21 protein-coding genes are annotated in these 26,728 nt (G+C 75.3%); 11 read left to right on the forward strand and 10 right to left on the reverse strand.

All coding sequences use genetic code 11. The features are described 5' to 3' along the window. Nucleotides 1–288 precede the first annotated feature (288 nt). The 3 genes from ACIPW5_RS38720 to ACIPW5_RS38730 are packed head-to-tail and all read right to left on the reverse strand — an operon-like array spanning nt 289 to nt 2,548. Nucleotides 289–1,146 (reverse strand): biotin-dependent carboxyltransferase family protein, encoded by an 858-nt coding sequence (locus ACIPW5_RS38720; protein WP_401255918.1) that lies wholly within the window; start codon nt 1,144–1,146, stop codon nt 289–291. A 5-nt stretch (nt 1,147–1,151) separates the two neighbouring features. Then, nucleotides 1,152–1,772 (reverse strand): allophanate hydrolase subunit 1, encoded by a 621-nt coding sequence (locus ACIPW5_RS38725; RefSeq protein ID WP_401255873.1) that lies wholly within the window; start codon nt 1,770–1,772, stop codon nt 1,152–1,154. Beyond that, nucleotides 1,769–2,548: a LamB/YcsF family protein gene (locus ACIPW5_RS38730; protein ID WP_401255875.1), complete on the reverse strand. Its 780-nt coding sequence runs from the start codon at nt 2,546–2,548 to the stop codon at nt 1,769–1,771. Before ACIPW5_RS38730 ends, ACIPW5_RS38725 begins: the two co-directional genes overlap by 4 nt. A 122-nt stretch (nt 2,549–2,670) precedes the next feature. On the opposite strand from ACIPW5_RS38730, the gene ACIPW5_RS38735 reads away from it, so the two are divergent. The 4 genes from ACIPW5_RS38735 to ACIPW5_RS38750 all read left to right on the forward strand — a co-directional run bounded on the left by ACIPW5_RS38735 (nt 2,671) and on the right by ACIPW5_RS38750 (nt 10,084). Then, nucleotides 2,671–4,176, forward strand: a complete 1,506-nt coding sequence (locus ACIPW5_RS38735) for a hypothetical protein (RefSeq protein ID WP_401255878.1) — start codon at nt 2,671–2,673, stop codon at nt 4,174–4,176. Continuing rightward, nucleotides 4,173–4,346, forward strand: coding sequence for a hypothetical protein (locus ACIPW5_RS38740; RefSeq protein ID WP_401255880.1), 174 nt, complete (start codon nt 4,173–4,175; stop codon nt 4,344–4,346). The genes ACIPW5_RS38735 and ACIPW5_RS38740 overlap by 4 nt, the downstream gene beginning before the upstream one ends. Beyond that, a complete protein-coding gene (locus ACIPW5_RS38745; protein WP_401255883.1) occupies nt 4,343–5,257 on the forward strand; it encodes a hypothetical protein in 915 nt (304 codons plus the stop codon). The genes ACIPW5_RS38740 and ACIPW5_RS38745 overlap by 4 nt, the downstream gene beginning before the upstream one ends. A gap of 63 nt (nt 5,258–5,320) precedes the next feature. Continuing rightward, nucleotides 5,321–10,084: a hypothetical protein gene (locus ACIPW5_RS38750; RefSeq protein WP_401255886.1), complete on the forward strand. Its 4,764-nt coding sequence runs from the start codon at nt 5,321–5,323 to the stop codon at nt 10,082–10,084. Between the two features lie 136 nt (nt 10,085–10,220). Here the strand turns inward: ACIPW5_RS38750 and ACIPW5_RS38755 are convergent, their stop codons facing one another. Next, entirely contained in the window at nt 10,221–10,643 is a 423-nt protein-coding gene (locus tag ACIPW5_RS38755) for a hypothetical protein (protein ID WP_401255888.1), read from the reverse strand. Nucleotides 10,644–10,972: 329 nt separating this feature from the next. Between ACIPW5_RS38755 and ACIPW5_RS38760 the strand changes: the two genes are divergently transcribed. From ACIPW5_RS38760 to ACIPW5_RS38775, 4 genes are read left to right on the forward strand one after another with little or no spacing between them, the layout of a single operon-like run. Then, a complete protein-coding gene (locus ACIPW5_RS38760; protein WP_401255890.1) occupies nt 10,973–13,771 on the forward strand; it encodes a nitrate- and nitrite sensing domain-containing protein in 2,799 nt (932 codons plus the stop codon). Next, on the forward strand, nt 13,768–14,205 hold the full coding sequence (locus tag ACIPW5_RS38765) for a roadblock/LC7 domain-containing protein (protein WP_125820443.1): 438 nt from the start codon (nt 13,768–13,770) through the stop codon (nt 14,203–14,205). Before ACIPW5_RS38760 ends, ACIPW5_RS38765 begins: the two co-directional genes overlap by 4 nt. A 10-nt stretch (nt 14,206–14,215) precedes the next feature. After that, nucleotides 14,216–14,647, forward strand: a complete 432-nt coding sequence (locus tag ACIPW5_RS38770; RefSeq protein WP_401255892.1) for a DUF742 domain-containing protein — start codon at nt 14,216–14,218, stop codon at nt 14,645–14,647. After that, nucleotides 14,628–15,254 (forward strand): ATP/GTP-binding protein, encoded by a 627-nt coding sequence (locus tag ACIPW5_RS38775; RefSeq protein ID WP_385770163.1) that lies wholly within the window; start codon nt 14,628–14,630, stop codon nt 15,252–15,254. The genes ACIPW5_RS38770 and ACIPW5_RS38775 overlap by 20 nt, the downstream gene beginning before the upstream one ends. 167 nt (nt 15,255–15,421) lie before the next feature. Here ACIPW5_RS38775 and ACIPW5_RS38780 read toward each other — a convergent pair whose 3' ends face one another. Together ACIPW5_RS38780 and ACIPW5_RS38785 are read right to left on the reverse strand one after the other, a co-directional pair. Next, entirely contained in the window at nt 15,422–16,612 is a 1,191-nt protein-coding gene (locus ACIPW5_RS38780; RefSeq protein WP_401255895.1) for a lipid-transfer protein, read from the reverse strand. Further along, nucleotides 16,609–17,064 (reverse strand): Zn-ribbon domain-containing OB-fold protein, encoded by a 456-nt coding sequence (locus ACIPW5_RS38785; RefSeq protein ID WP_401255897.1) that lies wholly within the window; start codon nt 17,062–17,064, stop codon nt 16,609–16,611. Before ACIPW5_RS38785 ends, ACIPW5_RS38780 begins: the two co-directional genes overlap by 4 nt. Before the next feature lie 86 nt (nt 17,065–17,150). On the opposite strand from ACIPW5_RS38785, the gene ACIPW5_RS38790 reads away from it, so the two are divergent. Next, nucleotides 17,151–17,663 carry an NUDIX domain-containing protein gene (locus tag ACIPW5_RS38790; RefSeq protein WP_401255900.1) on the forward strand — a complete coding sequence of 171 codons (513 nt, stop codon included), beginning with the start codon at nt 17,151–17,153 and terminating at the stop codon, nt 17,661–17,663. Nucleotides 17,664–17,796: 133 nt separating this feature from the next. On the opposite strand, the gene ACIPW5_RS38795 is transcribed toward ACIPW5_RS38790, so the two are convergent. Together ACIPW5_RS38795 and ACIPW5_RS38800 are read right to left on the reverse strand one after the other, a co-directional pair. Beyond that, nucleotides 17,797–18,372, reverse strand: a complete 576-nt coding sequence (locus ACIPW5_RS38795) for a hypothetical protein (protein ID WP_401255902.1) — start codon at nt 18,370–18,372, stop codon at nt 17,797–17,799. Between the two features lie 79 nt (nt 18,373–18,451). Then, a complete protein-coding gene (locus ACIPW5_RS38800) occupies nt 18,452–20,824 on the reverse strand; it encodes a TIM-barrel domain-containing protein (protein ID WP_401255904.1) in 2,373 nt (790 codons plus the stop codon). Nucleotides 20,825–21,033: 209 nt separating this feature from the next. Between ACIPW5_RS38800 and ACIPW5_RS38805 the strand changes: the two genes are divergently transcribed. Both ACIPW5_RS38805 and ACIPW5_RS38810 read left to right on the forward strand, forming a co-directional pair. After that, a complete protein-coding gene (locus ACIPW5_RS38805) occupies nt 21,034–23,010 on the forward strand; it encodes an acetoacetate--CoA ligase (RefSeq protein ID WP_401255907.1) in 1,977 nt (658 codons plus the stop codon). A 57-nt stretch (nt 23,011–23,067) separates the two neighbouring features. Further along, a complete protein-coding gene (locus ACIPW5_RS38810; RefSeq protein WP_401255909.1) occupies nt 23,068–23,973 on the forward strand; it encodes a hypothetical protein in 906 nt (301 codons plus the stop codon). 97 nt (nt 23,974–24,070) lie between these two features. Here the strand turns inward: ACIPW5_RS38810 and ptsP are convergent, their stop codons facing one another. Both ptsP and ACIPW5_RS38820 read right to left on the reverse strand, forming a co-directional pair. Further along, nucleotides 24,071–25,741: a phosphoenolpyruvate--protein phosphotransferase gene (gene ptsP, locus ACIPW5_RS38815; protein ID WP_401255912.1), complete on the reverse strand. Its 1,671-nt coding sequence runs from the start codon at nt 25,739–25,741 to the stop codon at nt 24,071–24,073. Between the two features lie 78 nt (nt 25,742–25,819). After that, complete coding sequence (locus ACIPW5_RS38820; protein ID WP_401255915.1) at nt 25,820–26,269, reverse strand: PTS glucose transporter subunit IIA; 450 nt, start codon at nt 26,267–26,269, stop codon at nt 25,820–25,822. Nucleotides 26,270–26,728 lie beyond the last annotated feature (459 nt).

Consider the following 26,728-nt stretch of genomic DNA (forward strand, 5'->3'; position numbering starts at 1 on the left):
CCCCCAGACCCCCGCGCCTCAAACGCCGGCGGGGCTGGATCCTCCAGCCCGCGCGGCGTTTGAGCGCAACGGGGTCAGGGGCGGAGCCCCTGGGAACGGTGGAAGGGTGGGTAGGGGACCCGCTCCGCGCAGCGGCCCAACCCACCCGCACCCGACCACCGGCACCGGCCACCCAACCCGGCCCCGCCCCCGGTCCGACGGCCGGAGGTAGGCGCAGCGGGCCCGAAGCCCGGGAAGCGCCCCGGCGCCGAGCCGCGCGAGGACCGCGTCAAGAAGGCGTGCGGCGCGTCAAGAAGGAACGAAGCGGAGCCGGAGGCCCGGGCGGGCCTGGGCGGCGGCGTCGAGGGCCGCCCCCGGAGGGACCACGCCGACCACCGGGTAGCCGCCCGTCACCGGATGGTCGGCCAGGAACACCACCGGCAGCCCGTCCGGCGGCACCTGCACCGCCCCCAGCACCATCCCCTCACTCGGCAGCTCCCCGCCCCGCGCGCGGGCCAGCGCCGGGCCCCCCTCCGTGCGCAGCCCGATCCGGTTCGACGCCGGCGACACCCGGTACGCCGAGGACAGCAGCGCCGCCAGCGAAGCCGCCGTGAACCAGTCGGCCCGCGGCCCGAGCCGCAGCGGGAGCACCAGCTCGGGCGCCGGCATCCCCGCCGGGGCCACCGCGTCGGCGCACGGCACCGGGTCCGGGCCCGGCGGGCCCACCTCCAGCACCGATCCCGCCACCGGCACCGGCGGGCCGAGCCCCGACAGCAGGTCCGTCGCGCGGCTCCCCAGCACCGTCGGCGCAGCCAGACCTCCCCGCACCGCGACGTAGCTGCGCAGCCCGGACTCCGCCCGGCCCACGTCCAGCTCCGCGCCCGCGCGCAGCCACACCGGCGCACCCCAGGCCGCCGGGCGCCCGCAGACGCGTACCGCACAGGGAGCGCCCGTCACGGCCACCGTCACCGGGGCCAGTGCGCGCACTCGGACCCCGTCCAGGGTGGTCTCCAGGGCGGCGGCCCCCGCCGGGTTCCCGACGAGGCGGTTGGCCAGCGCGTACGCCCCCGTGTCCAGCGCCCCCGAGCGGGGCACGCCCAGGTGCGCGTACCCGGGGCGCCCCGCGTCCTGGACGGTGGTCAGCGCACCCGCCCGCAGCACCAGCAGCCCGCTCACGCCGGCCCCGCCTCCTCGAACCGCACCCGCACCCCGGGCGCGAACAGCGCCGCCGGCTCCCGCGCGGGGTCCCACAGCACTGCGTCCGTGGAGCCGATCAGCTGCCAGCCGCCGGGGGAGGAGCGCGGGTAGACCCCCGCGTACTCCCCGGCCAGCGCCAGCGACCCCGCCGGGACCGCCGTGCGGGGCGTGGCCCGCCGGGGCAGCCACAGGTGCTCCGGCAGCCCCGTCAGGTACCCGAAGCCGGGTGCGAACCCGCAGAAGGCCACCCGGAAGAGGGTCCCGGCGACCACGGCCGCCACCTCCCGTTCCGCGACCCCCCACGCGGCGGCCACGTCCGCCAGGTCCGGCCCGTCGTACCGCACGGGGACCGTGACCAGCGGCCCCTCGGCCTCCGCGAGCGGCGGCACCTCCCAGCGCGCGATCCGCGCGGCCAGCGCGCCCGGCTCCCGCACCCCGTCCAGCAGCACGGTCCGCGCGGCCGGCACGACCTCCCGTACGCCGCCCAGCTCGCCCGCGTCCCGGCGGCGCAGCAGCTCGGCGTGGAGGGCGGCGACCTCCCCGGCGGAGTCCACCTCGACGAGCAGGGCGTCCCGCCCCACGGGCAGGGCCCTCACGCGAAGGCCTCCACCCGCACCCCGGCCCCCTCCAGCGCCTCCCGGACCCGGCGGGCCAGCCCCGCCGCACCGGGGGTGTCCCCGTGCAGGCACAGCGAGCGCGCCGGGACCGGGACGGGGGACCCGTCGGAGGCCGTCACGGTCCGTTCGGCGGCCATCCGAACGGCCCGCCCGACCACCGCGTCCGGATCGTGCAGCACCGCCCCCGGCTCCCCGCGCGGCACCAGCGTCCCCCGCGGGGTGTACGCCCGGTCGGCGAAGGCCTCCGGCACCGCCTCCAGCCCCGCCTCCGCGGCCCGGGCCAGCAGCAGCGACCCCGGCAGGCCCAGCACCGGCAGCCCCGCCTCCCCGGCGGCCAGCCGGACCCCGGCGACCACCGCGGCGGCCTGCTCGGCGTCATGGACCGTGCGGTTGTACAGCGCACCGTGCGGCTTCACGTACGACACCCGGGACCCGGCCGCCCGCGCGAACACCTCCAGTGCGCCGATCTGGTAGGCCACCTCCGCCGCCAGCTCCCCGGCCGGCACGTCCATCGACCGCCGCCCGAAGCCCGCCAGGTCCCGGTACGAGACCTGCGCGCCGATCCGCACGCCCCGCTCGGCGGCCAGCTCGCAGACCCGGCGCATGATCGACGGATCGCCCGCGTGGAAGCCGCAGGCCACGTTGGCGCTCGTGACCACCGACAGCAGGGCCGCATCGTCGGTCAGCGTCCAGCGTCCGAAGCCCTCGCCCAGGTCGGCGTTCAGGTCGATCAGAGATGTGATCATGGAAGCCATGCGCCGAGCGTAGAACAGCCCCCGACCGCCCGGCCGCGCCGCTCCGCCCGCCACCGGGGGACGGTCCGGCGGAAACCGTGCCGTTTGGGTTGTTGTCCGCGACACCGCCTACTCTTTCCGTCGTGACTCTCCCAGCCCCGGCGAAAACCCTTCCGTCCCCGGCGCCGGGCCCGGCCGCCGACGAAGGCCTCGCCCGGCGGCTGCGTGCCCTGGCCTGCACCGCCCCGCTGCACGACCTCGACGTACGCAAGGCCAACCTGGCCGGCGAGTACGGGGTCTACGCGATGGCGGAGGTCGCGCTGTCCGCGATCGACCTCGTCACGCTCAACATGGACTTCGACACCGGCGCCGACCACGAGCAGATAGTGGCCCGGCTGCTCCCGCGCGTCGCCGCCCAGGCCCCCGGGCGGCCCGTCGCCGAGCACGAGCGGGTCGCCCGCTGGGTGCTGGAGAACCTGATCAACGTCGGCAGCGTGGACCGCGGCTTCCGCGCGGTCTACGGCACGTTCGGCCCCGACGGGGTCTACGTCCGCCGGGACTACGACTTCAAGCTGATCGAGGAGGTCCCCGGCCACGGCGGCGCGGTCTACCTGCGGACCACCGACGAGGCGGTCAACGTCCTGGTCGGCGCCCTCGACACGGACGTCACCAGCGCCCAGATCGCCGCCGAGGTCAAGCTGGAGGTCCTGATCAGCAGGGGCCGGCTGGCCGACGCCCAGCTCGCCGCCGAACAGGCCCGCTACCGGACCGTCCAGTACGCCGAGACCCTCCGCCGCACCCTCGACGCGACCCGGCGCAACGTCCGCGCGGTCGACTGGCTCCAGGCCGTCCCGGACATGATCGCGGAGGCCCTCGACCACGTCGCCGACCGCTACCGGCACGAGAACGCGATCCTCACCAACATCCGCAAGGCCCGCGACGAGGCCGAGGACCCCGAGAACAAGCGGCGCGCCGCCGAGCTCGTGGACATCGTCAAGGACTGCATCCGCCGGCACACCCAGCTCCAGTCCCGGCTGCTGGACGCCGGCCCGCTCTTCCGCGCCGAACAGGACCGCCAGGCCTTCGCGGCACCCGCCCCCCGCTCCGGCATCGACCTCTACGGCCAGCTCGTCGCGCCCCTGCTGCCGCTCCCGCTGGAGGGGGCCACCCGGGTCACCGACGCCTTCTTCGCCGCCGGCACCGGGCTGCGCACCCCCGTCTCCGTGCGGGTCGCGGACCTGGTCGACATCCTCCTCACCCCGCCCGTGGAACGGGAGCACCTCGGCGCGGAGATGCCCGAGCCGGACCTCATCGCCACCCCGGACGACAGCCGCTTCAGCGAGGAGCAGCTCGCCGCCGCGACGCGGCTCCTGGACCTGCCGCACGACGCCCCGCGCCGGCTCTCCGGCCTCCTCGCCGAGGCCCGCCGCGAGGACCCGGACCTCCCCTACCTGGTGGCCCTGCTCGCCGTCCACGCGGCGAGCCCCGCGGTGGGCACGGCGTACCGCCAGGGCGAGGAGCGGCTGCTGTTCGCCGTGGACGACGGCACGCAGCTCGACGACCCCGGGTTCGGCGGCGCCGACCTGATCGTCGGCACGGCCCTCCTGGACGCGGCGGGCATGGCCGCCGACCGCGCGGAGTCGGCATGACCCCGCCGGGCACCGCGCCCGCCCGCACCAGCACCCGGACCGCCTGCCCCCGGACCGCCTGCCCCCGGACCGCCCGGACCCGGACGACCGCCCGGACCCGGACCGCCCGGACCCGGACCACCCAGACCCGTACCCGCACCACCCGCACCGCCGAGGAGACCCGCCCGTGAGCGACCACCACGCCGAGAACCCCGCGTGGAGCGAGCCCGAGGGCCCGTCGGTCCCGGCCGCGCCCGCACCGGTCGCCTCCCCCGCGGGGGCCGTCACCCCGGCCGACGCCGCCGACGCGGCCCGGCTCGTCGGGTTCGGGCTCCAGCCCAAGCTGCTGCCCGCCCGTGACGCCGAGTACGCCGAGCTGCTGCGCCGCTACCGCGAGGACCCCGCCTTCGGGCGGCTCGCCGACGCCGTCGCCACCGGCCTCGGGCTCGTGGTCCTGGAGGTGTCCCCCCGCGCCGGAATGGCCGTCGCCGCCGGCGAGGACTCCGTCTTCGCCGTCCGCATGGGCGACTACGCCCGCCGCACCTCCGCCGACGGCGGCGACCGCTTCCTGCACGGCCTGGCCCACCTGGCCGTCGCCGCCCTCGCCTTCCCCCGCCCCGAGGACCTCGCCGACGACGGCTACATCGGCCGCATCAGCGTCAACGGCGTCGACGCCTTCGTCCGCCAGACCTGCCGCCGCCTGGAGGAGCGCGCCGAGGAGCTCGGCGAGAACACCGACCCGGCGTCCGACGCCCCCGGCCTGGAGGCCGCCTGGCGGGTCTACGCCCGCCGCAGCGCCACCGGCGCCACCAAGGACGCCCGCCGCCTGGCCGGCTCCACCACCGGCATCGTCGGCAAGGCCGCCGCCTTCCTCACCGAGTCCGGCTTCCTCCAGCGCACCGGCGACGACGCCGGCGGCACCTACCGCACCACACCCCGCTACCAGCTCCAGGTCCGCGACATGGCGGGCACGGCGGCCATGGCCGAACTCCTGGAACTCGGCGTGGTCCCCGTCAGCGACGGCTCCGCCACCCTCCTGCCGCCGCCCGAGGGCGACGACCTGGAACTCGCGGCCGACGCCGGCCTGCCGTTCCACGCCTGAGCCACCCGCCCCGCGTACCGGAAACGCACCGAGTACACCGAGAAGCAACGAGAGTCCGCCGCCATGTACGAGCTGTCCCGGATCCGCCTCTACTCCATCGGGCCCGCCGGCGCACGCTACGCCGACACCGTGCTCGACCTGCGCGGAGTCGGCGAGCCGGTGCCCCACCCGGCGCCCACCCAGGCGGAGTTCTTCGAGGACGAACCCACCGGACCGCCCCGCCGACCCGCGCCCGCCGGCGTGCTCTTCCTGGAGAACGGCGGCGGCAAGTCCGTCCTGCTCAAGCTGATCTTCTCGGTGATGCTCCCGGGCCACCGCAACACCCTCGGCGGCGCCAGCTCCGGCGTCCTGCGCAAGTTCCTGCTCGCCGACGACTGCGGCCACGTCGCCCTGGAATGGCAGCACACCCAGACCGGCGAGTGCGTGGTCGTCGGCAAGGTCAGCGAGTGGCGCGGCCGCCAGGTCTCCAACGACCCGCGCAAGTTCGCCGAGGCCTGGTACTCCTTCCGCCCCGGGCCGGGCCTGAGCCTGGACGGCCTCCCCGTCGCCGAGGCCACCTCCGTGCGCCCGCCCGTCGAGGGCGCCTCCGGCGCCCAGGGCCGCCGCCGCACCATGAAGGGCTTCCGCGACGCGATCACCGAGGCCGGCAAGGCCTACCCGCACCTGGAGGTGTACTGGGAGGAGATCCACGACCGCTGGAACGAGCACCTCACCGAGCTCGGACTCGACCCCGAACTCTTCCGCTACCAGCGCGAGATGAACGCCGACGAGGGCGAGGCCGCCGGCCTCTTCGCGGTCAAGAAGGACTCCGACTTCACCGACCTGCTGCTGCGCGCCGTCACCGACACCCGCGACACCGACGGCCTCGCCGACCTGGTCCACGGCTTCGGCAACAAGCTCGGCCGCCGCGCCGAGCTGATGGCCGAACGCGACTTCACCGCCGGCTCGGTGGACCTCCTCACCCGCATCGTGGAGGCGGCCGGGACCCGCTCCCGGCTCCGCGACGTCCACGCCGGAGCCGAACGCCGCACCCGCAGCCTCGCCCGGCGGCTGTCCGCCCGCGCCTCCGAGGAACGCGGCCGCGCCGCCGACCTCGCCCAGCGGGTCACCGGCGCCGCCCACGAGGTCACCGCCGCCGAGTCCCAGCGCGCCCGCAGCGCCGCCGTCTCCGCCGAACTCGCCTACCGGCACGCCTCCCTGGCTCTGACCGTCGCCGACAAGGCCGCCGCCGCCCAGCGCCGCGAGCTCCTCGAAGCCCGCACCCTGCACTCCGCCTGGCAGGCCGCCGAGACCGTGCTGCGCCACCGCGCCGCCGCCGACCGCTCCGCCCGCGTCGCCGCCGCGATCCTGGAGGCCGAACGGGACGCCGCGCCCGCGCTGGCCGCCCGCGCCACCGCCGCCGCCGAACTGGTACGCGCCCTGCACACCGCCGCCGAGCAGGGCGAACGCGCCGCCAACGAGGAGGAGGAGCGTTCCGCCGAGCTCCAGTCCCTCGGCGAGACCGCCCACCGCGACGCCACCTCCGCCGCCACCGCGGCCCAGCGCGCCCGCAGCGAGGCCGAGCACCTGCGCGCCCGCCTCGCCGAGGTGGAGCAGGAGACCGCCGACGCCGTCCGCGCCGGCTGGCTCGACGACGCCGCCCCCGACGCCGACCCGGCCCGCGCCGCACTCGCCGCCAGCGACGCCGAGAAGACCGCCGTGGCCGCCTGGGACGAGTCCCGCGAGGCCGCCCGCGCCGCCGCCGACGCCGCCCGCGAGGCAACCGCCGCCGAATCCCGCGCCGAACTCACCGCCGCCCGCGCGGCCGACGCCGCCGACGCCGCCGAAGCCGCCCACGCGGCCGAGGAGCGGGCCGCCGCCTCCCTGGCCGCCTCCCCGCGCCTGGCGGAGCTGCTCGGCCTCCCGCCGGTCCCCGACACCTTCCTCCCGCACCCGCGCGGCGGGGACCACCCCGTCCCCGCCGCGTCGGAGCCCGGTGCAGGGGCCCGGCCGGGCTCCGCCCGCGCAGCCGAAGCCGGTGCCGCCGCCGCCCTGGCGGGCCACGGCCCCTCCGGCCCCCAGGGCTCGCCCGCGGCAGCGGGCGCCGTGACCGCACCCGCCCCCGGTGGCCTGGGCGTCGCCGACCTCGACCGGGGCTCCGACGAGCTGGTCCGGATCCTGGCCGACACCGTCGGCTCCGCCGAACGCCACCTGTTCGAGCTGCGCACCGCCGCCGCCGACGACGCCCGCATCCTCGGTGCCCTCGGCGACGGCGGCCTGCTCCCGCCCGGCCCCGACGTCCTCGCCACCGTCGAGTACCTCGGCGAGCACGGCATCCCGGCCCTGCCCGGCTGGCGCTACCTCGCCCAGTCCGTGGACCCCGCCGACCACGCCGCCGTCCTCGCGGCCCGCCCCGAACTCGTCGACGGCGTCGTCATCACCGACCCCGACACCCACGGCCGGGCCCGCGAGGTCCTCTCCGCGGCCGCCCTGCTGCCCCGCTCCACCGTCGCCGTCGGCACGGCCGCCGCCCTGCTCGCGCCGGTCCCGCCGGCCGACGCCTCCGACGACTCCGTCTTCCTCGTCCCCCCGAACCCGGCCATGCACGACGAGCACGCCGCCGACGAGGAGCGCCAGGCGCTGCGCGCCCGCGCCACCGCCCGCGACACCGAGATCCGCGAGCTGGCCGCCCGCCTCGCCGGCGACCGCGAACTCGCCGCCCGGCTCTCCTCCTGGCGCACCGGCTGCCCGCCCGGCCGTCTCGCCGAACTCGCGCAGCAGGCCGCCGCCGCCCGGTCCTTCGCCGAGGAGGCCGACGCCGAGCTCGCGGAGGCCCGTACCGTACGCGCCGAGGCCGACGAGGCCGCGGCCGACGCGGCCCGCGTCCGCGACGAGCGCCAGGACGCCGCCCAGCGCGCCCGCCGCGCCGCCGACGCCCTCGCCGGCCTCGCCCACCGCCTGCGCGAACGCTCCGGCTGGCAGGCCAGGGTCCGCGAACTGGCCGACGAGGCCGCCGAGTCCGAAGCGCGCGCCGAGGTCTGCCTGGACCGCGCCCGGGCCGCCGACGAGGACCGCCGCGCCGCCCAGCGCGCCGCCGACGACGCCCGCCGCACCGCCCGCGCCCTGCGCGCCGAACGCGCCGAGATCGCCGGAGCCCCCGACCCGCTGCCCGAGGACGACGGCACCGCCAAGGCGCCGCTGCCCGACCTCCGCGAGGCCTACCGCACGGCCTCCCAGGTGTACGAGAAGGTCGGCGTCGGCGCCGACCTGCGCGCCGAACAGGCCCGCGCCGAGGGCGACGAGAGCGCCGCCCTCGCCGAACTCGACCGGCTCACCAACAAGGTCCGCACCCGCGCCGCCCAGCTCCTCGAAGGCACCGACGGAGCCGACGGCCCCTCCCGGCAGGCCGCCGCCGCACGCGCCGAGGCCCTCGTCCAGATGCTGGAGTCCCGCGCCTCCGCCGCGAGCGAGCAGCTGGGCCGGCTGCGCGGCGAAGCCGAACGGCACGCCCCCGCCGAGGGCGAGGCCCACACCGAGCTGCCCGAGGAACTGGTCCCGGCCGACGTCGAACAGGCCCAGGGCCTGCTGCGCACCGCCACCGCCCAGCTGGCCGCGCACTCCGCCGCCGTCGAGGCCGCCCGGGCCGCGCACGCCGACCTGCTGCGCGCGCACCGCGCCGCCGAGGACGGCGCCGGAGGCTTCGACGAGACCGCCGCCATGCTGCGGGACCTGCTGCGCGACCACACCCACCCGGAGGACGAGCAGGAGCCGGTGGCCCACCCCGGCACCCTGGAGGAGGCCCGGCAGTCCGCCGCCGAGGCCCGCCGCTCCCTGCGCGGCTGCGCCGCCGACCTGTCCGCCGCCGAGTCCGCGGTGCGCGAGGCGAGCGACGTCCTGGTCCGGCACGCCAACGCCAACCGCTACGAGCAGGTGCGCACCCCTGCGCGCCAGCAGATCCGGGAGCTGCCCGCCTCCGCCCTGCCCGAGCACGCCGCCGCCTGGGCCGCCGCCTTCGCCCCGCGCCTGCGCGTGCTCACCGACGAGCTCGCCCAGCTGGAGCGCAACCGCGACAGCATCGTCGACCGGCTGCGCGGCCTGGTGGAATCCGCCCTGGCCACCCTCCGCTCCGCCCAGCGCCTCTCCCAGCTGCCCGAGGGCCTCGGCGAGTGGTCGGGCCAGGAGTTCCTGCGGATCCGCTTCGAGGAGCCCGACCAGGCCACCCTCACCGAGCGGCTCGGCGAGGTCATCGACGAGGCCACCCGTACGGCCGTGAAGAAGAACGCCGCCTTCGGCGAGGGCCGCCGCGACGGCATGTCCCTGCTCCTGCGCGGCGTCCAGGCGGCCCTGGAGCCCAAGGGCATCGCCGTCGAGATCCTCAAGCCCGACGCGGTGCTGCGCGCCGAGCGCGTCCCCGTCGGCCAGATGGGAGACGTCTTCTCCGGCGGCCAGCTGCTCACCGCCGCCATCGCCCTCTACTGCACGATGGCCGCGCTGCGCAGCAACGACCGGGGCCGCGACAAGCACCGCCACGCGGGCACGCTCTTCCTCGACAACCCGATCGGCCGCGCGAACGCCACGTACCTGCTGGAGCTCCAGCGGGCCGTCTCGGACGCCCTCGGCGTCCAGCTGCTCTACACCACGGGCCTCTTCGACACCACGGCCCTCGCCGAGTTCCCGCTGGTCATCCGGCTGCGGAACGACGCCGACCTGCGCGCGGGCCTGAAGTACATCAGCGTCGAGGAGCACCTGCGTCCGGGTCTGCCCCAGCAGTCCCCGGAGGGCGAGACGATCCACGGCGAGATCACCGCGACCCGCATGTTCCGCCGCGCCGCCGCGTCTTCTTCTTGACGCGTTCCTCGCACCGCTCGGCCGTGGCCGGCCTCCCGGGCTTCGGACCGCTGCGCCGGCCTCCGGCCGGCGGCACCCGGCCCGGCCCGGGCGGACGGGCCCGGGCCGGGCCCGGAGCGCGGCCCCGCCCGGCCGGTCAGCGGTGCCCGGAGCGCTGGTGCACCGGTATGCCCCCGGCCAGGGGAGGGGCCGCCAGCCGGCCCTCCCGGGCCGGTGTGCGGCCCCGCCGGGGCGCGCGGGCGGCGCTGCTCGGCTCGGACAGGACGCCGTACCGCTGGTTCCACATCTGCCGGGTGATCCACACGTCCAGCACCGACCAGGTGGACACGATCGTCGCCGCTATCCCGACCAGCACCATCGGGAAGGCCAGCCAGGACCCGGTCAGGGTGAGGAAGAAGGTGATCGTCGCCTGCGTCAGCGTCACCGCCACGATCAGCACCGCCCGCACCGCCGACGACCGGACCGGATCCGGCATCCGGCGCCGCCGGGCCGGCTCCTCCACCCACAGGGCCCGCACCGGAGCCTCGGCCGCCGTGCCGTCCTCTTCGTACATCCTCATCGTCCGCTCACTCCCCGCCTCACTCCCCGCCCCTCTCCGTCAGACGATCGGAACCCCTTCCGGAGTTCCGTATACCGGACCCGGAACGCAGAATTCCAGCCATCCATCCGGCCAATGGAACTGACACCCCAGCAAGTGTCATCTGCCACATATCGGGCCGGACTTGACCGGAAACATCGGACAACTGGTGATCTTCGTACGGGGTGCAGGCCGAAAACGTCCGGACACGTCTGCGAAGCCGCTCCGTGGCAGTAGTAGGCTCACGCCGTTTAAATGACGGAACACCGACCTCTGACAACGGGGTTGAGCAGGGGGAGGCTGGGGAGGCCATGCGCTTTCGCGGGAAGTCCATCCGCCGGAAGATCGTGGCGTTGCTCCTGGTGCCGCTCGTCTCCCTCACCGCCCTCTGGGGCTTCGCCACGGTCATCACCGGCCGGGAGGCCGTGCAGCTGCTCGACGTCGCGTACGTCATCAAGAAGGTCGGCTACCCGATGGAGGACGTCGTACGCGTCGTCCAGAAGGAGCGCCGCCAGACCCTGGTCGTCCTCGGCGACCCCCGGGCGGTGGCCGCCACCGCCGAACTCACCAAGAGCCGCACCGCGACCGACACGATGGTCCGCTCCATCACCGCGAACGCCCACGATCCCGAGGTCTCCGACGAGCTCAGCCCGCAGGCCCGCCAGCACCTCAGGACGATCATCGAGGCCCTCGAAGGCCTCACCGCGCTGCGCCGCTCCGTCGACAAGGGCGGGATCAACCCCGCCCAGGCCCTGGACCTCTACAGCCGGCTGGTCGACCCCTGCTACGAGTTCCTGATGAATCTCCACGCCCTGGAGAACGTCGAGATGGACAAGCAGGGCCGCGCCCTCGTCGGCATCACCCGTGCCCGCGAGACCCTCTCCCGCGAGGACGCGGTCGTCGCCTCCGCCCTCGCCGCCGGCAACGTCCCCGCCGGCGACCTGCGCCGCGTCTCCGACTTCGCCGCCAACCGCGGCCTGCTGTACGAGTTCAACCTCGCGATCCTGCCGTCCGACGACCGCAAGCTCTTCGAGCAGTACTGGAACGGCCCGCAGACCAAGGCGCTGCGCGACGCGGAGGAACGGTTCATCACCGGCGGCGCCGGCAAGAACCCCCGCGTCACCGCCGCCCAGTGGGACGAGGCCGCGAACAAGGTCCTCGGCGATCTCGCCGCCATGGGAACCGCCGCCGGCGACCGCTACCAGAAGCGCGTGGAGCCCGTCGCCGTCGGCGTCCTCGTCCAGGCCGCCGTGGCCGGCGTCCTCGGCTTCATCGCCCTCGTCGTCTCCCTCGTGATGTCCGTCCGCATCGGACGCGACCTCATCCGCGACCTGTCCCGGCTCCGCAAGGAGGCCCACGAGGCCTCCGGCGTCCGCCTGCCCGGCGTCATGCGCCGCCTCGCCGCCGGCGAGACCGTCGACGTCGAGACCGAGGCGCCCCGCCTGGAGTTCGAGAAGGACGAGGTCGGCCAGGTCGGCCTGGCCCTCAACAGCCTCCAGCGCGCCGCCGTGGAGGCCGCCGTCAAGCAGGCGGAGCTCCGTCGCGGCGTCTCCGAGGTGTTCGTGAACCTCGCCCGCCGCAACCAGGTGCTGCTGCACCGCCAGCTGACCCTGCTCGACACCATGGAACGGCGCACCGAGGACACCGAGGAACTCGCCGACCTCTTCCGCCTCGACCACATGACCACCCGCATGCGCCGCCACGCCGAAGGCCTGGTGATCCTCTCCGGCGCCGCGCCCTCCCGGCAGTGGCGCAAGCCCGTCCAGCTGATGGACGTCGTACGGGCCGCCGTGGCCGAGGTCGAGGACTACGAGCGCATCGAGGTCCGGCGCCTGCCCCGCATCGGCATCGAGGGCCCGGCCGTCGCCGACGTCACCCACCTCGTCGCCGAACTCCTGGAGAACGCGACGGTGTTCTCGCCCCCGCACACCGCGGTCCAGGTCCACGGCGAACGCGTCGCCAACGGCTTCACCCTGGAGATCCACGACCGCGGCCTCGGCATGAACCCGGAGGCGCTGCTCGACGCCAACCTCCGGCTCGCCGAGACCCCCGAGTTCGAGCTCTCCGACACCGACCGCCTGGGCCTCTTCGTGGTCAGCCGCCTCGCGCGCCGCCAGAACGTCAAGGTCGTCCTCCAGCCCAGCCCCTACGGCGGCACCACCGCGGTGGTCTTCCTCCCCGCCGACCTCCTCACCGAGGCCCCCGACACCAACGGCACCGGCATCCGCCTGGACGCCGTGAAGGGCGTCCGGGGGGTCCGGACCGGTCCGGGCGCCAAGAGCTCCGCACGGCCCGGCCCGACCGCCGTCGACCGGGCCCCCTCGGCCCGCCCGCTGCCCGCCGGCGTGCTCAACGGCCCGGTCGAGCTGGAGGGCCCCCTCGGCCTCCTCGGCCTGGACGGCCTCGACGACCCCGCCGCCCTCGACGAGGCCGCCGCCGGCATCGCCGGCCTCACCGGAGTCGGCGGCCGCCCGCCCATGGCCACCCTCGACGACGAGACCCCGCCCGGCGGCATCCCGCGCAGCTCCCTCCTCGGCACCGGCTCCGCCGACCGCCCCCACGGCGGCCACCCGCACGGCACGCCCCACATGGAACGCGGCCCCTGGAAGCGCGACCGCGACCGCGGGCGGGAGCCCCTGGCCCCCACCGGCCCGGTGCGCTCGGAGCGCCCCCGCCCGGAGGCCGGGCACCCCGACGCCCCCCGCTCCGGCGGGCCCGTCCCGCTGCCCCGGCGGCGCCCCACGCCCACCCTGGTCGCCGAGCACGGCCGCCGGGTCGAGCCCCGGCCCGCCGCCGTCAAGGCGGCTCCCGCGCAGCCGCGCACCGGCTCCGAAGGGGCCGCGCCCGCCGTCGGCCCGGGCGGCCTGCCCCGCCGGGTGCGCCAGGCGAACCTCGCACCCCAGCTCAAGAACGCCGCGGCCCCCGCCGCGGCGCAGTCCCCCGAGGACCCGGTGACCGACCGGGACGCGGAGGACGTACGCACGCGCATGTCCGCCCTCCAGCGAGGCTGGACGGCGGGCCGCAACCAGCACGCACAGCAGCAGTCCGAGACCGAGGCCGGCCGCTCCGGCGCCGGTCCCGCGCACGAGAACGAAGGGGACGGTCGATGACCGCACCGCAGACCGGAAACGACACCAGGGGCCGCGGCTCCGGCCCGCTCAACTGGCTCCTCGACGAACTCGTCGACAAGGTCGGCAGCATCCGCAAGGCGGTCGTCCTGTCCGGCGACGGCCTGCCGACGGGCAGCTCGAAGGACCTGACCCGCGAGGACAGCGAGCACCTGGCCGCCGTGGCCTCCGGCTTCCACAGCCTGGCCAAGGGCGTCGGCCGGCACTTCGACTCCGGGCGGGTCCGCCAGACGGTCGTCGAACTGGACGAGGCCTTCCTCTTCGTCATGGCCGCGGGCGACGGCAGCTGCCTGGCCGTGCTCTCCGACGCCGACTCCGACGTCGGCCAGGTCGCGTACGAGATGACGCTCATGGTCAAGCGCGTAGGCGACCACCTGGCGACCGCCCCGCGCTCCGGGCAGCCAGCCGGAGGGTGAGTCGGACGGCATGAGCGATCCAGGCCAGGACCACCCCCCGACCGACCGCCCGACGCCCGAGACCGGCCACCCGCACTGGTTCGACGACGAGGCGGGTCCCGTCGTACGCCCGTACGCCATGACCCGCGGCCGGACCAGCCACGCCGCCCAGCACCGTCTCGACCTGATCGCGCTCGTCGTCGCCGAGCCGGCGGCCGACGACCCGGTCTGGGACATGACCCTCTCCCCGGAACACGCCCACATCCTCGGGCTGTGCCGGGAACGCCCCCAGTCGGTCGCGGAACTCGCCGCGGACCTGGACCTCGCCATCGGCGTCGTCCGGGTCCTGATCGGCGACCTCGTCGACGAGGAGCTGGTCCACGTGACCAGGCCGGTCCCGCCGGCCGAACTGCCTGATGAATCCATTCTCCGTGAGGTGATCGATGGCCTTCGGGCGCTCTAGCCGCACCGGTGCGATGCACGCCGTCTCGCCGGTCGAGCCGCTGACCCTGAAGATCCTGGTCGCGGGCGGCTTCGGGGTGGGCAAGACCACCCTGGTCAGTGCGGTCAGCGAGATCCGTCCGCTGCGGACCGAGGAACGGCTCTCCGAACCCGGCGTCGGCATCGACGACACCGGGGGAGTGGAGGGCAAGAGCACCACGACCGTGGCCATGGACTTCGGCCGCATCACCCTCCGCGAGGACCTGGTGCTGTACCTCTTCGGCACCCCCGGACAGGACCGCTTCTGGTTCCTGTGGGACGAGCTGGCCCAGGGCGCCCTGGGCGCCGTCGTGCTGGCCGACACCCGCCGGCTCGCCGACTGCTTCGCCGCCATCGACTACTTCGAACGGCGCGGCATCCCCTTCCTCGTCGCGGTCAACTGCTTCGACGGGGCCGACCGCCACCCGGTGGTGACCGTGCGCGACGCGCTCGACCTCGACCCCGAGGTGCCGGTGCTGCTCTGCGACGCCCGGGACCGGGAGTCCGTCAAGGACGTGCTGGTGGGGGTGGTGGAGCACGCCATGTCGCTCGCCCGGGCCCGCCGCGCGAGCCTGAGCGCCTCCTCCTGAGCGCGTCGAGGCGGCCCGTACCCCCGCCGACTGGGGTACGGGCCGCAGCTCTCATGGGGGGTCACGGGGTCCTCGTCGCCGCAGGACCGTGGAGCGAGTGTGAACCCGCCGCCCGGGGTCGTCAAGCACCCTGACGGCAGCACTTGTTCGCGGCACGCACCGCACCGTCACCGCACCACGACCACCGCCGACCCGTGCCCGAAGAGCCCCTGGTTGGCGGTGATCCCGGCCCGCGCCCCGGGAACCTGGCGCGCCCCGGCCGTACCCCGCAGCTGCCAGGTCAGCTCGCACACCTGGGCGATGGCCTGCGCCGGCACCGCCTCCCCGAAGGAGGCCAGCCCGCCGCTCGCGTTGACCGGCACCCGCCCGCCGAGCGCCGTCACGCCCTCCCGCACGAGCTTGGCGCCCTCGCCCTCACCGCACAGCCCGATGTCCTCGTACCACTCCAGCTCCAGCGCCGTGGACAGGTCGTACACCTCCGCCAGCGACAGGTCCTCCGGCCCCAGCCCCGCCTCCTCGTACGCCGCACGGGCGATCGAGGAACGGAAGGAATCGGCCGCGGGCTCCACGGCGGCCGCCGAGTCGGTCGCGATGTCCGGCAGGTCCAGCACCGTACGCGGGTACGTGGGCGTCACCGTCGACACCGCCCGGATCCGCACCGGGTCCGCCACCCCGCGCGCCCGGGCGAAGTCCGTACTGCACAGCACCAGCGCCGCGCCCCCGTCGGAGGTCGCGCAGATGTCCAGCAGGCGCAACGGATCGGCCACCACCGCGGAGGCCGCCACCTCCTCGGCGGAGACCGCCTTGCGGTAGCGGGCGTTCGGGTTGTGCGCCCCGGCCGCCGAGTTCTTCACCTTGACCAGGGCGAAGTCCTCGGCGGTGTCCCCGTGCAGGGCCATCCGGCGCCGGGCGTACAGCCCGAAGTAGGCGGGGTTGGTGGCCCCCAGCACCCGGAACCGCAGCCAGTCGGGATCGTCCGGCCGCTCGCCCCCGGCCGGGGCGAAGAACCCCTTCGGAGCGGCGTCGGCGCCGACCACCAGCACCACGTCCGCCAGCCCGGCGAGGATCTGTGCCCGGGCCGCCCCGATGGCCTGGGCCCCCGAGGCGCAGGCCGCGTACACGCTGGTGACCCGGGCCCCCTGCCAGCCGAGCGCCCGCGCGAAGGTGGCCCCGGCGACGTAGCCCGGGTAGCCGCCGCGCACGGTGTCGGCGCCGACCACGGACTGCACGTCCGTCCACTCCAGCCCGGCGTCGGCGAGCGCGGCGCGGGCGGCGGCCCGCCCGTACTCGACGAAGCTGCGGCCCCACTTGCCCCACGGGTGCATGCCGGCCCCGAGCACGGCCACGTCCCCGCTCACCGGGCCCCCTCCACCGGCCGGAACCGCCAGGTGGTCCGGGCGGCCCCGGCGTCCTCGCCGAGCACCCCTTCCACGACCTCCACCTCCATGCCGACGGCCAGATCGGCCGGCGTCACCCCGGGTGCGGCCTGCCCGAGCACGACCATGCGCTCGGCCTCCAGTTCCACCGCGACCAGGGTGTACGGCTCCCAGGGCACGTCCGGATCGGACACGTAGGGGGCGGGCGGCCGGTAGCGCCCGTCGGTGTAGGACCAGACCCGGCCGCGCGGGGACAGCGGCACCTCGGCGAGGTCGCCGCCGCCGGGGCAGTGCGGATTGCGGCAGTACGCGTCCTCGCGCGGGAAGAACACCGAGGCGCAGGCGGAGCACCGGGTGCCGAGCAGGCGGAATCCGCCCCCGGCGCCCGCCCCGGTGAACCACCCGCTCACCACGGGCGTGCGTGTGCGTTCCAAGACCCCTCCCGGAAGCATGATCTGACGAAGCGTCAGAAGTCTGCCACGGGCCGCCCCGACGCGACAGGGGCCGGTACCATCGCCGCATGCCGGCACAGCTGAGGGACTCGCACTGCTCCACCTGCGGAGCTCCGTTCGACACCGACGGGTGGCCCCGCAGGTGCCCCGCGTGCGGCGGCGTCACCTACCGCAACCCGCTCCCGGTCGCCGTCGCGCTCCTCCCGGTGGAGGACGCCGCCGGCACCGGCCTGGTGGTCATCACCCGCACCATCGAACCGGCCCTGGGGGGCATCGCGCTGCCCGGCGGCTTCATGGACTTCGGCGAGGACTGGCGCACGGCCGTGGTCCGCGAACTCCGCGAGGAGACGGGCATCGAGGCCCCCGCCTCCGACGTGGCCCTCGCCGACGTCCTCAGCTCCCCGGGAGGCCACCTCCTCGTCTTCGGCCTCCTCCCACCCCGCCCGGCCTCGTCCCTCCCGCCCTCGGCCGCCACGGACGAAACCACGGGCTGGCACCTCCTCCGCTCCCCACAGCCCCTGGCCTTCCCCCTCCACACCCAGGCAGCCACCTCCTGGTTCGCGGGCCACTACGCGTCCTGACCGCCACCTCCAGCCCCAGGCCCGCGCATTCGGCTCCGGCCGGCAGGATCCAGCCCCGCCGGCGTCTGAGGCGCGGGGTCCGGGGCGGAGCCCCTGGGGGCAGCGGCACCCCGCCCCGCCCCCCACCGCCCGGCTAGGGCAACGGCATCACCATCCCCACCAGACCCACCACCCCCACCACCGTCCCGGCAACCACCGCACCCCGCGCCCACAGCGCCCCCGCCGGCACGGGCCGGGCCCGCCCCCTCAGCAGCACCCCGACCACCATCGGCAGCACCGCGGCCGCCACGCACCCGGCCCACGCCACGCCGAAGCCAGGCACGGGAGCGCCCTGCGCCCCCAGCCACCACCGCACCACCACGACCGCCGGTGCCGACACCGGGGCGGCCAGCACTGCCACCGCGACCGGCCGCGGCCACGCACTCACCCGGGCGGTCCAGCGGCCCAGCGCCGCGAGCGTTTTGACCACCAGCAGCCCGTGCAGGAAACCCGCCGCGGCCAGCGAGACCGCGACCACGCCCGACTCCCCGGGAGTCCCGGCGGGGACCACCCCGGTCACCAGCAGCAGGGCCCACACCGTGACCGGCTGCCACGCCCCCACCACCTCGGAACCCGGCACCCGGTCCCACCGCCGCACGGCGGCCGACACCCGCCGGCCCCGTGCCGACCGGTCCGGCGCGTACGCCCGCGCCGGGCTCGTCAAGACCATCACAGACTCCCTGCTCCAACCGACCGCGGACGGCACACCCGCCGCAGACCGGAGCATCCCCCTCCGCCCTACACCGGACCTACAGGTCCAGCCCCCGCACCTCCACCCCGCTCACCACACCCCCCGCCTCGTCCTCGACCACCACCGCCTCCCCGGCCCACCGCACCGTGTACCGCTCCACCTCGCCCGCCTCGAACCCCGGCCCGGGATCCCGGATCACCACCCCGCCGCCGGTCCGCCCCCGCGCCGGCGCCCACGCCTCCAGGCCCACGGACCCGTCCGGCCGCCGCACCGGCAGCACCGCCCCCGCCCGCGCCAGCACCGGCATCCGCCCCGGCGGAGCCTCGAACAGCACCTGCCCGGGCCCCTCGTACGCCGCCCCCGTCGCCGTGTCGTACCAGCGCCCCCGCGGCAGCCGCACCGCACGCCGGTCCGCCCCGCACTCCAGCACCGGGGCCACCAGCAGCGCGTCCCCCAGCAGGAACGCGTCCTCGCAGTCCCGCAGCCGCCGGTCCTCCGGCGCCCCCCACCACACCGGCCGCACGTACGGGGCCCCCGTCCGCCGCGCCAGGTGCCCCAGCGTCACGAAGTACGGCCGCAGCCGCTCCCGTTCCGCCAGTACCGCCCCCGCCAGCTCCGCCACCTCCGGCCCGAACTCCCACGGCTCCCGCCGCCCCGCCCAGATCGCCGAATGCGTCCGGAACAGCGGCAGGTACGCCCCCAGCTGGAACCACCGCAGGTACAGCTCCGGCGACGGCGAACCCCCGAACCCCCCGACGTCCGGACCCGAGTACGGCACCCCGCACAGCCCGAGCCCCAGCACCAGGGCCAGCGACGCCCGCAGCCCCTCCCAGCTGCTCTCCACGTCCCCGGACCACGTGCCCCCGTACCGCTGCATCCCCGCCCACCCCGACCGGGAGAACAGGAACGGCCGTTCGGCCGGCCGCAGCCGCACCAGGCCCTCCCAGCCGGCCCGCGCCATCATCAGCCCGTACACGTTGTGCCCGGCCCGGTGGTCCCCGCCCGCGCCCTCCAGCACGTGCCGCGCCGACCGGGGGAGCGTGGCGTCACCCCACGGAGCGAAGGACACCGGCTCGTTCATGTCGTGCCAGAAACCCGCGAAGCCCTGCGCCAGCCGCTCCCCGTACAGACCGCCCCACCACTCCCGGACCGCCGGATCCGTGAAGTCCGGGTACGCGCACTCGCCCGGCCAGACCTCCCCGCGCACCTCCGTCCCCCGCGCGTCCCGTACGAACGCCCCCCGCGCCCCCACCGCCCGCCCCGAGTCGTGCACCGCGTCCCCGGCCTTCACCGCCGGATCGACGATCGACACCAGCCGCACCCCCCGCGCCCCCACCTCCCGGGCCAGCCCCGGCAGATCGGGGAACGCCTCCCGGTCCACGGTGAACACCCGGTGCCCGTCGTAGTGGTCGATGTCCAGGTGCACCGCCGACAGCGCCAGCCCCCGCGCCTCGTACCCGGCCACCACCCGCCGCACCTCGTCCTCGCTCCCGAAACCCCACCGCGCGTGCTGGTACCCCAGCGCCCACTCCGGCGGCACCGCGGCCGCCCCCGTCAGCCCGGACCACCCCTGCATCACCCGCGCCGGAGTGCCCGTCAGCACCCAGCACCGCGGCGGCCCGCCCTCCAGCCGCAGCTCGCTCGTCCCCGGCCGGTCCGCCCCCGAACCGGCCCCCTCCTCACCCTCGCGCAGGACGACCCGCCCCTCCCAGGAGTTGTCGTAGAACGCCAGGTGCGTCCCCGCGTCCGCCACCACCACCTGCACCGGCATGGTGATGTACAACGGATCCGTCTCCCGCCCGAAGCCGCCCTTGGGATCGGTGTTCCACAGCCCGTACTCCCCGTCCCGCAGCCGCGGCCCCCGCGCCCGCCCGCCCAGCCCGAAGAACCGCGCGTCCGCCGCCACCTCCGACCGCTGGAGCCACCGCGAGCCGCCCCCGGCCGGCCCGCCGTCCCCCTCCGCCCCGTCCACCGGATCCCACCAGCGCGGCGGCAGCTCCCGCCGCAGCACCGCCCCGCCCGGCGTCCGCACCTCCACCGCCCCGTGCCGGGACACCGCCACCGTCACCCGCTCCGACACCACCCGCCAGCCGCCCCCGGTGTCCGGCTCCAGCACCGCCCGCGGATCCGGCTCGGGACCCGAGCCCACCACCGCGTACGACGGCACCGGCTCCGCCCCGTCCCAGCCCCAGAACACCGCACCGCCCACGGTCACCCGCACCAGCAGCTCACTGCGCGCGAACCGCAGCAGCCCACCCCCCGGCCGGGCCTCCGTACCCGCCAGCAGCCCCGGCACCCGCGCCCGCTCCGCACCCCGCCGCGGCAGCCCCTCGGCGTCCGCACGCCGGTGTCGCCAGGCCGAGCGCCAGGCCCGCCGCCCGCGCGCCGTACCGATCTCTTTCACCGCACGCACCAGATCACGACCGTCCATGCCGGTCACCCTGCCACCGGCCCCCCGCCGCGCGGGTGGCGTTCAGCTGCCGTTCACCCGGAAAACGATCAACCCGCACGGCCCAGGACAGCTCTGGTGCGGATGTCGATCACGTGGCATGGTCCCTGTGAGCCGCCGCGCACACCGACGCCGCGACGGCACCGTACGCACACGAAGCGCGAGAGCCAGACTTGACCGGGAGCCGACCCATGACCTCTGCCACCCAGCCGGAACCCCTCTGGTCCCCGAGCCCCGACAGGATCGCCGGGGCCCAGGTCACCCGCTTCCAGGCCTGGGCGGCCGAACGCTTCGGCGCCCCCGCCGACGGCGGCTACCCGGCCCTCCACCGCTGGTCCGTCGACGAGCTCGACACCTTCTGGCAGGCCGTCGCCGAATGGTTCGACGTCCGCTTCACCACCCCCTACGAGGAAGTCCTCGCCGACCGCTCCATGCCGGGCGCACGCTGGTTCACCGGCTCCACCCTCAACTACGCCGCACACGCCCTGCGCGCCGCCGAGGACCCCGCCCGCGCCGCGGACCCCGCGCTCCTCCACGTCGACGAGACCCACGAACCCACGCCCGTCACCTGGGCCGAGCTCCGCCGCCAGGTCGGCTCGCTCGCCGCCGAACTGCGCGCCCTCGGCGTCCGCCCCGGCGACCGGGTCAGCGGCTACCTCCCGAACATCCCCGAAGCGGTCGTGGCCCTCCTCGCCACCGCCGCCGTCGGCGGGGTCTGGACCTCCTGCGCCCCCGACTTCGGCGCCCGCAGCGTCCTCGACCGCTTCGAGCAGGTCGAACCCGTCGTCCTGTTCACCATCGACGGCTACCGCTACGGCGGCAAGCAGCACGACCGCCGCGAGACCGTCGCCGAACTGCGCGAAGGACTCCCCTCCCTGCGCGCCGTCGTCCACATCCCGCTCCTCGGCACCGAGGCCCCCGAGGGCACCCGCGCCTGGGCCGACCTGACCTCCGGCACCCAGGAGCCGGTCTTCGAACCGGTCCCCTTCGACCACCCGCTGTGGATCCTCTACTCCTCCGGCACCACCGGCGCGCCCAAGGCCATCGTCCAGTCCCAGGGCGGGATCCTCCTCGAACACCTCAAGCAGCTCGGCCTGCACTGCGACCTCGGACCCGAAGACCGGTTCTTCTGGTACACCTCCACCGGCTGGATGATGTGGAACTTCCTCGTCTCCGGCCTGCTCACCGGCACCACCGTCGTCCTCTACGACGGCAGCCCCGGCTACCCCGACACCGGCGCCCAGTGGCGGATCGCCGAGCGCACCGGCGCCACCCTCTACGGCACCTCCGCCGCCTACGTCATGGCCTGCAAGAAGGCCGAGGTCCACCCGTCCCGCGACTTCGACCTCTCCGCCGTCAAGTGCGTCGCCACCACCGGCTCCCCGCTGCCGCCCGACGGCTTCCGCTGGCTCCACGACGAGGTCGCCGAAGACCTGTGGATCGCCTCCGTCAGCGGCGGCACCGACGTGTGCAGCTGCTTCGCCGGAGCCGTCCCGACCCTCCCCGTCCACATCGGCGAACTCCAGGCCGCCTGCCTCGGTACGGACCTCCAGTCCTGGGACCCGGCCGGCAAGCCCCTCACCGGGGAGGTCGGCGAACTCGTCGTCACCGCCCCCATGCCCTCCATGCCGATCCACTTCTGGAACGACCCCGACGGCAGCCGCTACCGCGACAGCTACTTCGAGATGTTCCCCGGCGTCTGGCGCCACGGGGACTGGATCACGATCACCGACCACGGCTCCGTCGTCATCCACGGCCGCTCCGACTCCACCCTCAACCGGCAGGGCGTCCGCATGGGCTCCGCGGACATCTACGAGGTCGTCGAACGCCTCCCCGAGATCAAGGAATCCCTGGTCATCGGCCTGGAGGAGCCGGGCGGCGGCTACTGGATGCCGCTCTTCGTCCACCTCGCCCCCGGCGCCGTCCTCGACGAGGCCCTGCGCAAGAAGATCGCCGCGACCATCCGCGAGCAGCTCTCCCCGCGCCACGTCCCCGACGAGGTCATCGAGATCCCGGCCGTCCCGCACACCCTGACCGGGAAGCGCATCGAGGTCCCGGTCAAGCGCCTCCTCCAGGGCACCCCGATGGCCAAGGCGGTCAACCCCGGCTCGGTCGACCACCCGGAGCTGCTCGCCTTCTACGAGGAGCTCGGCCGCACCCGGAGGTGACTGTCAGTGGCCCTGGTTACCGTGAGTGAGCAAGTGATCGCACGCTCAGGGGGAACCATGAACGCCACACCCGACACGCCACGCACCACCACGACCGCCTCGCTGCGCCGCGAGGTCCCCAGCACCGTCGGCCTCCTCACCGACCCCGGGGACTTCGCGGCCATGCGGGACTACCGCACCTTCGGCTTCGGCCACCACGACGAGTACCCCGACTACCTCCGCCGGATCGACGCCCTGCTGCGCTCCCTCGCGGCCCAGGGCATCCACACCACAGTCGCCCTCTTCGACCCGGAGGAGTACGCCCACTACTGCGCGGAACACGGACTCGACCCGGACAGCGCCCACGCCCGCACCCGCTTCACCGCCGGGCTCGCCGGCGGCCCGCACCTGCCCTACGCCGGCCAGCCCGTCGAGGAACTCGTACCGCTCCTCGTCGACGCAGCCGTCCGGCAGTCCACCTGGGAGTACGCCACCGAGCTCCTCGCCGGCGCCGGCACCTGCGCGGACTGCGGCGAGGACATCGGCAGGGCCTCCTTCGAACGCGCCGCCGACATCCTCGACCGCCTCGTCGCCGGCGCCGGACCCGGCCACCACCACCTGGTGTGCAGCGTCCCCGCCGAGGACGAACAGCTCATCGCCGTCCTGCACGCCGAGACGCCCGCCGGGCCCGGCACCCGGCCCCGGGTCCAGGGCCGCGAGGGCCTCGACTTCGTGACCGTCCTGGCCGCCGGCCTCGCCCTCGGCGGCTCCGGGGGCCTGGTCCTGCGCAGCACCACCGAGGGCTTCCACGACCGGGTCCACGGCTGGCGCCTGGACCGCGGCCGCCTCGTGGCCCTCACCGCCGCCGCCGTGTTCGACGCCTACTGCACGGACGCCGACACCGGCGACCCCGTCGCACCGGAGCCCGGCGTCGAATACTGCCCCGGCTACGAGGTCGACCTCCCCGGCCCGCACCGCGAGTAGCCCGCCGCCCCGGACCGGTACCGGACCCGTACCGGAAAACCCCGAGGGGCCCCCGCCACCGGCGAAGGCCCCTCGGACCGGACACGCGTACCGCCCGCTACTCGCCGGACAGCACCGCCTGCGCGGCCACCCGCGCCTCCTCGGCGCTGTCCGCCGCGCGCGCGGCCGCGGCCGCACGCTCGCACTGCGCGAGGGTGTACTTGGCCAGCGTCGCCCGCACGTACGGGATCGAAGCGGAGCCCATCGACAGGGAGGTGACACCCAGACCCGTCAGCACACAGGCCAACAGCGGATCCGAAGCGGCCTCACCGCAGACACCACAGCTCTTGCCCTCCGCCTTGGCGGCCTCGGCCGACATGGCGATCAGGTCGAGCAGCGCCGGCTGCCACGGGTCCTGGAGCCGCGACACCGCACCCACCTGACGGTCGGCGGCGAAGGCGTACTGCGCGAGGTCGTTCGTACCCAGCGACAGGAACTCCACCTCCTGCAGGATCGAGCGCGCCCGCAGCGCGGCGGAGGGGATCTCCACCATCGCACCGAACTTCGCCACCAGACCGGCCTCGCGGCACGCGTCCGCGAACGCCTTCGCGTCCTGGCGGTCGGCCACCATCGGGGCCATGACCTCCAGGTAGACCGGCAGCCCCTCGGCCGCCTTGGCCAGCGCGGTCAGCTGCGTGCGCAGCACCTCCGGGTGGTCCAGCAGCGTGCGCAGACCGCGCACGCCCAGCGCCGGGTTCGGCTCGTCCGCCGGGGTCAGGAAGTCCAGCGGCTTGTCGGCGCCGGCGTCCAGCACCCGCACGACGACGCGCCCCTCCGGGAACGCCTCCAGGACCTTGCGGTAGGACTCGATCTGCTTCTCCTCGGACGGAGCCTTCTTGCTGTCGTCCAGGAAGAGGAACTCCGTGCGGAACAGACCCACGCCCTCGGCCCCGGCCTCCACCGCGGCCGGCACGTCCGCCGGGCCGCCGACGTTGGCCAGCAGCGGCACCTTGTGCCCGTCGGAGGTCGCACCCGGGCCGGAGGAGGCGGCCAGCGCCGCCTTCCGCTCGGCGGCCGCGGCCTCCAGCTCGGCCCGCTTCTCCGCCGTGGGCTCCACGAACAGGTCACCGGTGCTGCCGTCGACGGCGATGACGGTGCCCTCGGCGATCTCACCCGCACCGGGCAGCGCCACGATCGCCGGCACGCCCAGCGCCCGCGCGAGGATCGCGCTGTGGCTGGTCGGCCCGCCCTCCTCGGTCACGAACCCGAGCACCAGCGCCGGGTCCAGCAGCGCGGTGTCCGCGGGAGCCAGGTCCCGCGCGATCAGCACGTACGGCTCGTCACTGTCCGGCACGCCCGGCATCGGCACGCCCAGCAGGCGCGCCACGATCCGGTTCCGTACGTCGTCCAGGTCGGCCACCCGCCCGGCCATGTACTCGCCGGCCCCCGCGAGCAGGTCGCGGTAGGACGCGAACGCGTCGTAGACGGCGCGTTCGGCGGTGCTGCCGACGACGATCCGCCGGTCGACGTCCGACATCAGCTCGGGGTCCGTGGCGATCATCGCCTGGGCCTCCAGCACGTGCTGGGCCTCGCCGCCGGCCAGCTGGCCGCGTGCGATCAGGTCGGCCGACACAGCCTCCACGGCCTGACGGGCGCGCCCCTGCTCGCGCTCCGCCTCGTCCGCGGCGATCTGCTTCGCGGGCGGTTCGAGCACGGCCGTACCCATGTGCCGAACCTCGCCGATCGCCACACCGTGGCTCACGCCGACGCCTCGCAGCGTTGTCTCCATTACACCCGTCTCCGATTGAGCGGCGGACCCTGCCCGCCGCGATGGATATCCGACTCGCCTGGGGAGCAGGCGCAAGCTCTACTGCCAGCTGAAGAGGACGTCGTCCGGCTTGACGTCACCGGATTCGACGACGTCGGAGAGGGAGTCGGCCGTCGCCTCGAGTGCCACGACGGGGCAGATCGGGGACTTGCCGGCGGCCTCGACGGCGGCGGGGTCCCAGCGGATGACCTCCTGGCCGCGGACCACGGTGTCGCCCTTGTTCACGAGCAGCTCGAAGCCCTCGCCGTTGAGCTGCACGGTGTCGATGCCGAGGTGGGTCAGAACACCGTGGCCCTCGCCGTCGACGACCACGTACGCGTGCGGGTGCAGGGAAACGACCACACCGTCGACGGGGGACACCGCCGCGGAGGGTTCACGCACGGGGTCGATGGCGGTGCCCGGTCCCACCATTGCGCCGGAGAACACCGGGTCGGGCACTGCCGCGAGTCCGATGGCCTGCCCGGCGAGCGGGGACGTGACGCTGGTCATGGGGGCCTCCCAGGGGTGGGGCTTCTGCGTGTCGCCGTCACTGCCTGTCGCGAACGGCGTACTCGTCTGAAGGATATTGCACAGGTTGTACGGGTTCGCCCGATGTTGGTCCCGATCCGGGCGGCCCTTGGACACGGAGACTAGTGGACTAGACCGGTGGACTAGACCATACGCGTGAATCGATTTGCCTGCGTCCCACGGGAGCTGTACTGTCGTGACTCCCGCCAGGACGTGCCGCGTGAACATCTCGCGAACAGTCGATGGCCGGGACTCCACTCGATCAATGATCATCCCGATCTCCGCTTGATCTCTTTCCGCATGCCTTCACGGCAAAACGGAGAGTGGTCGGAGAGAAGGAAAAGCACTGATAGAGTCGGAACCGCCGGAAAGGGAAAGCGCGAAAGCGAAGGACCTGGAAAGCAAGCGAGAAAGACTCTGATAGAGTCTGAATCGCAAGAA

The organism is Streptomyces sp. NPDC090077 (assembly GCF_044747545.1).
Classification (GTDB): Bacteria; Actinomycetota; Actinomycetes; order Streptomycetales; family Streptomycetaceae; genus Streptomyces.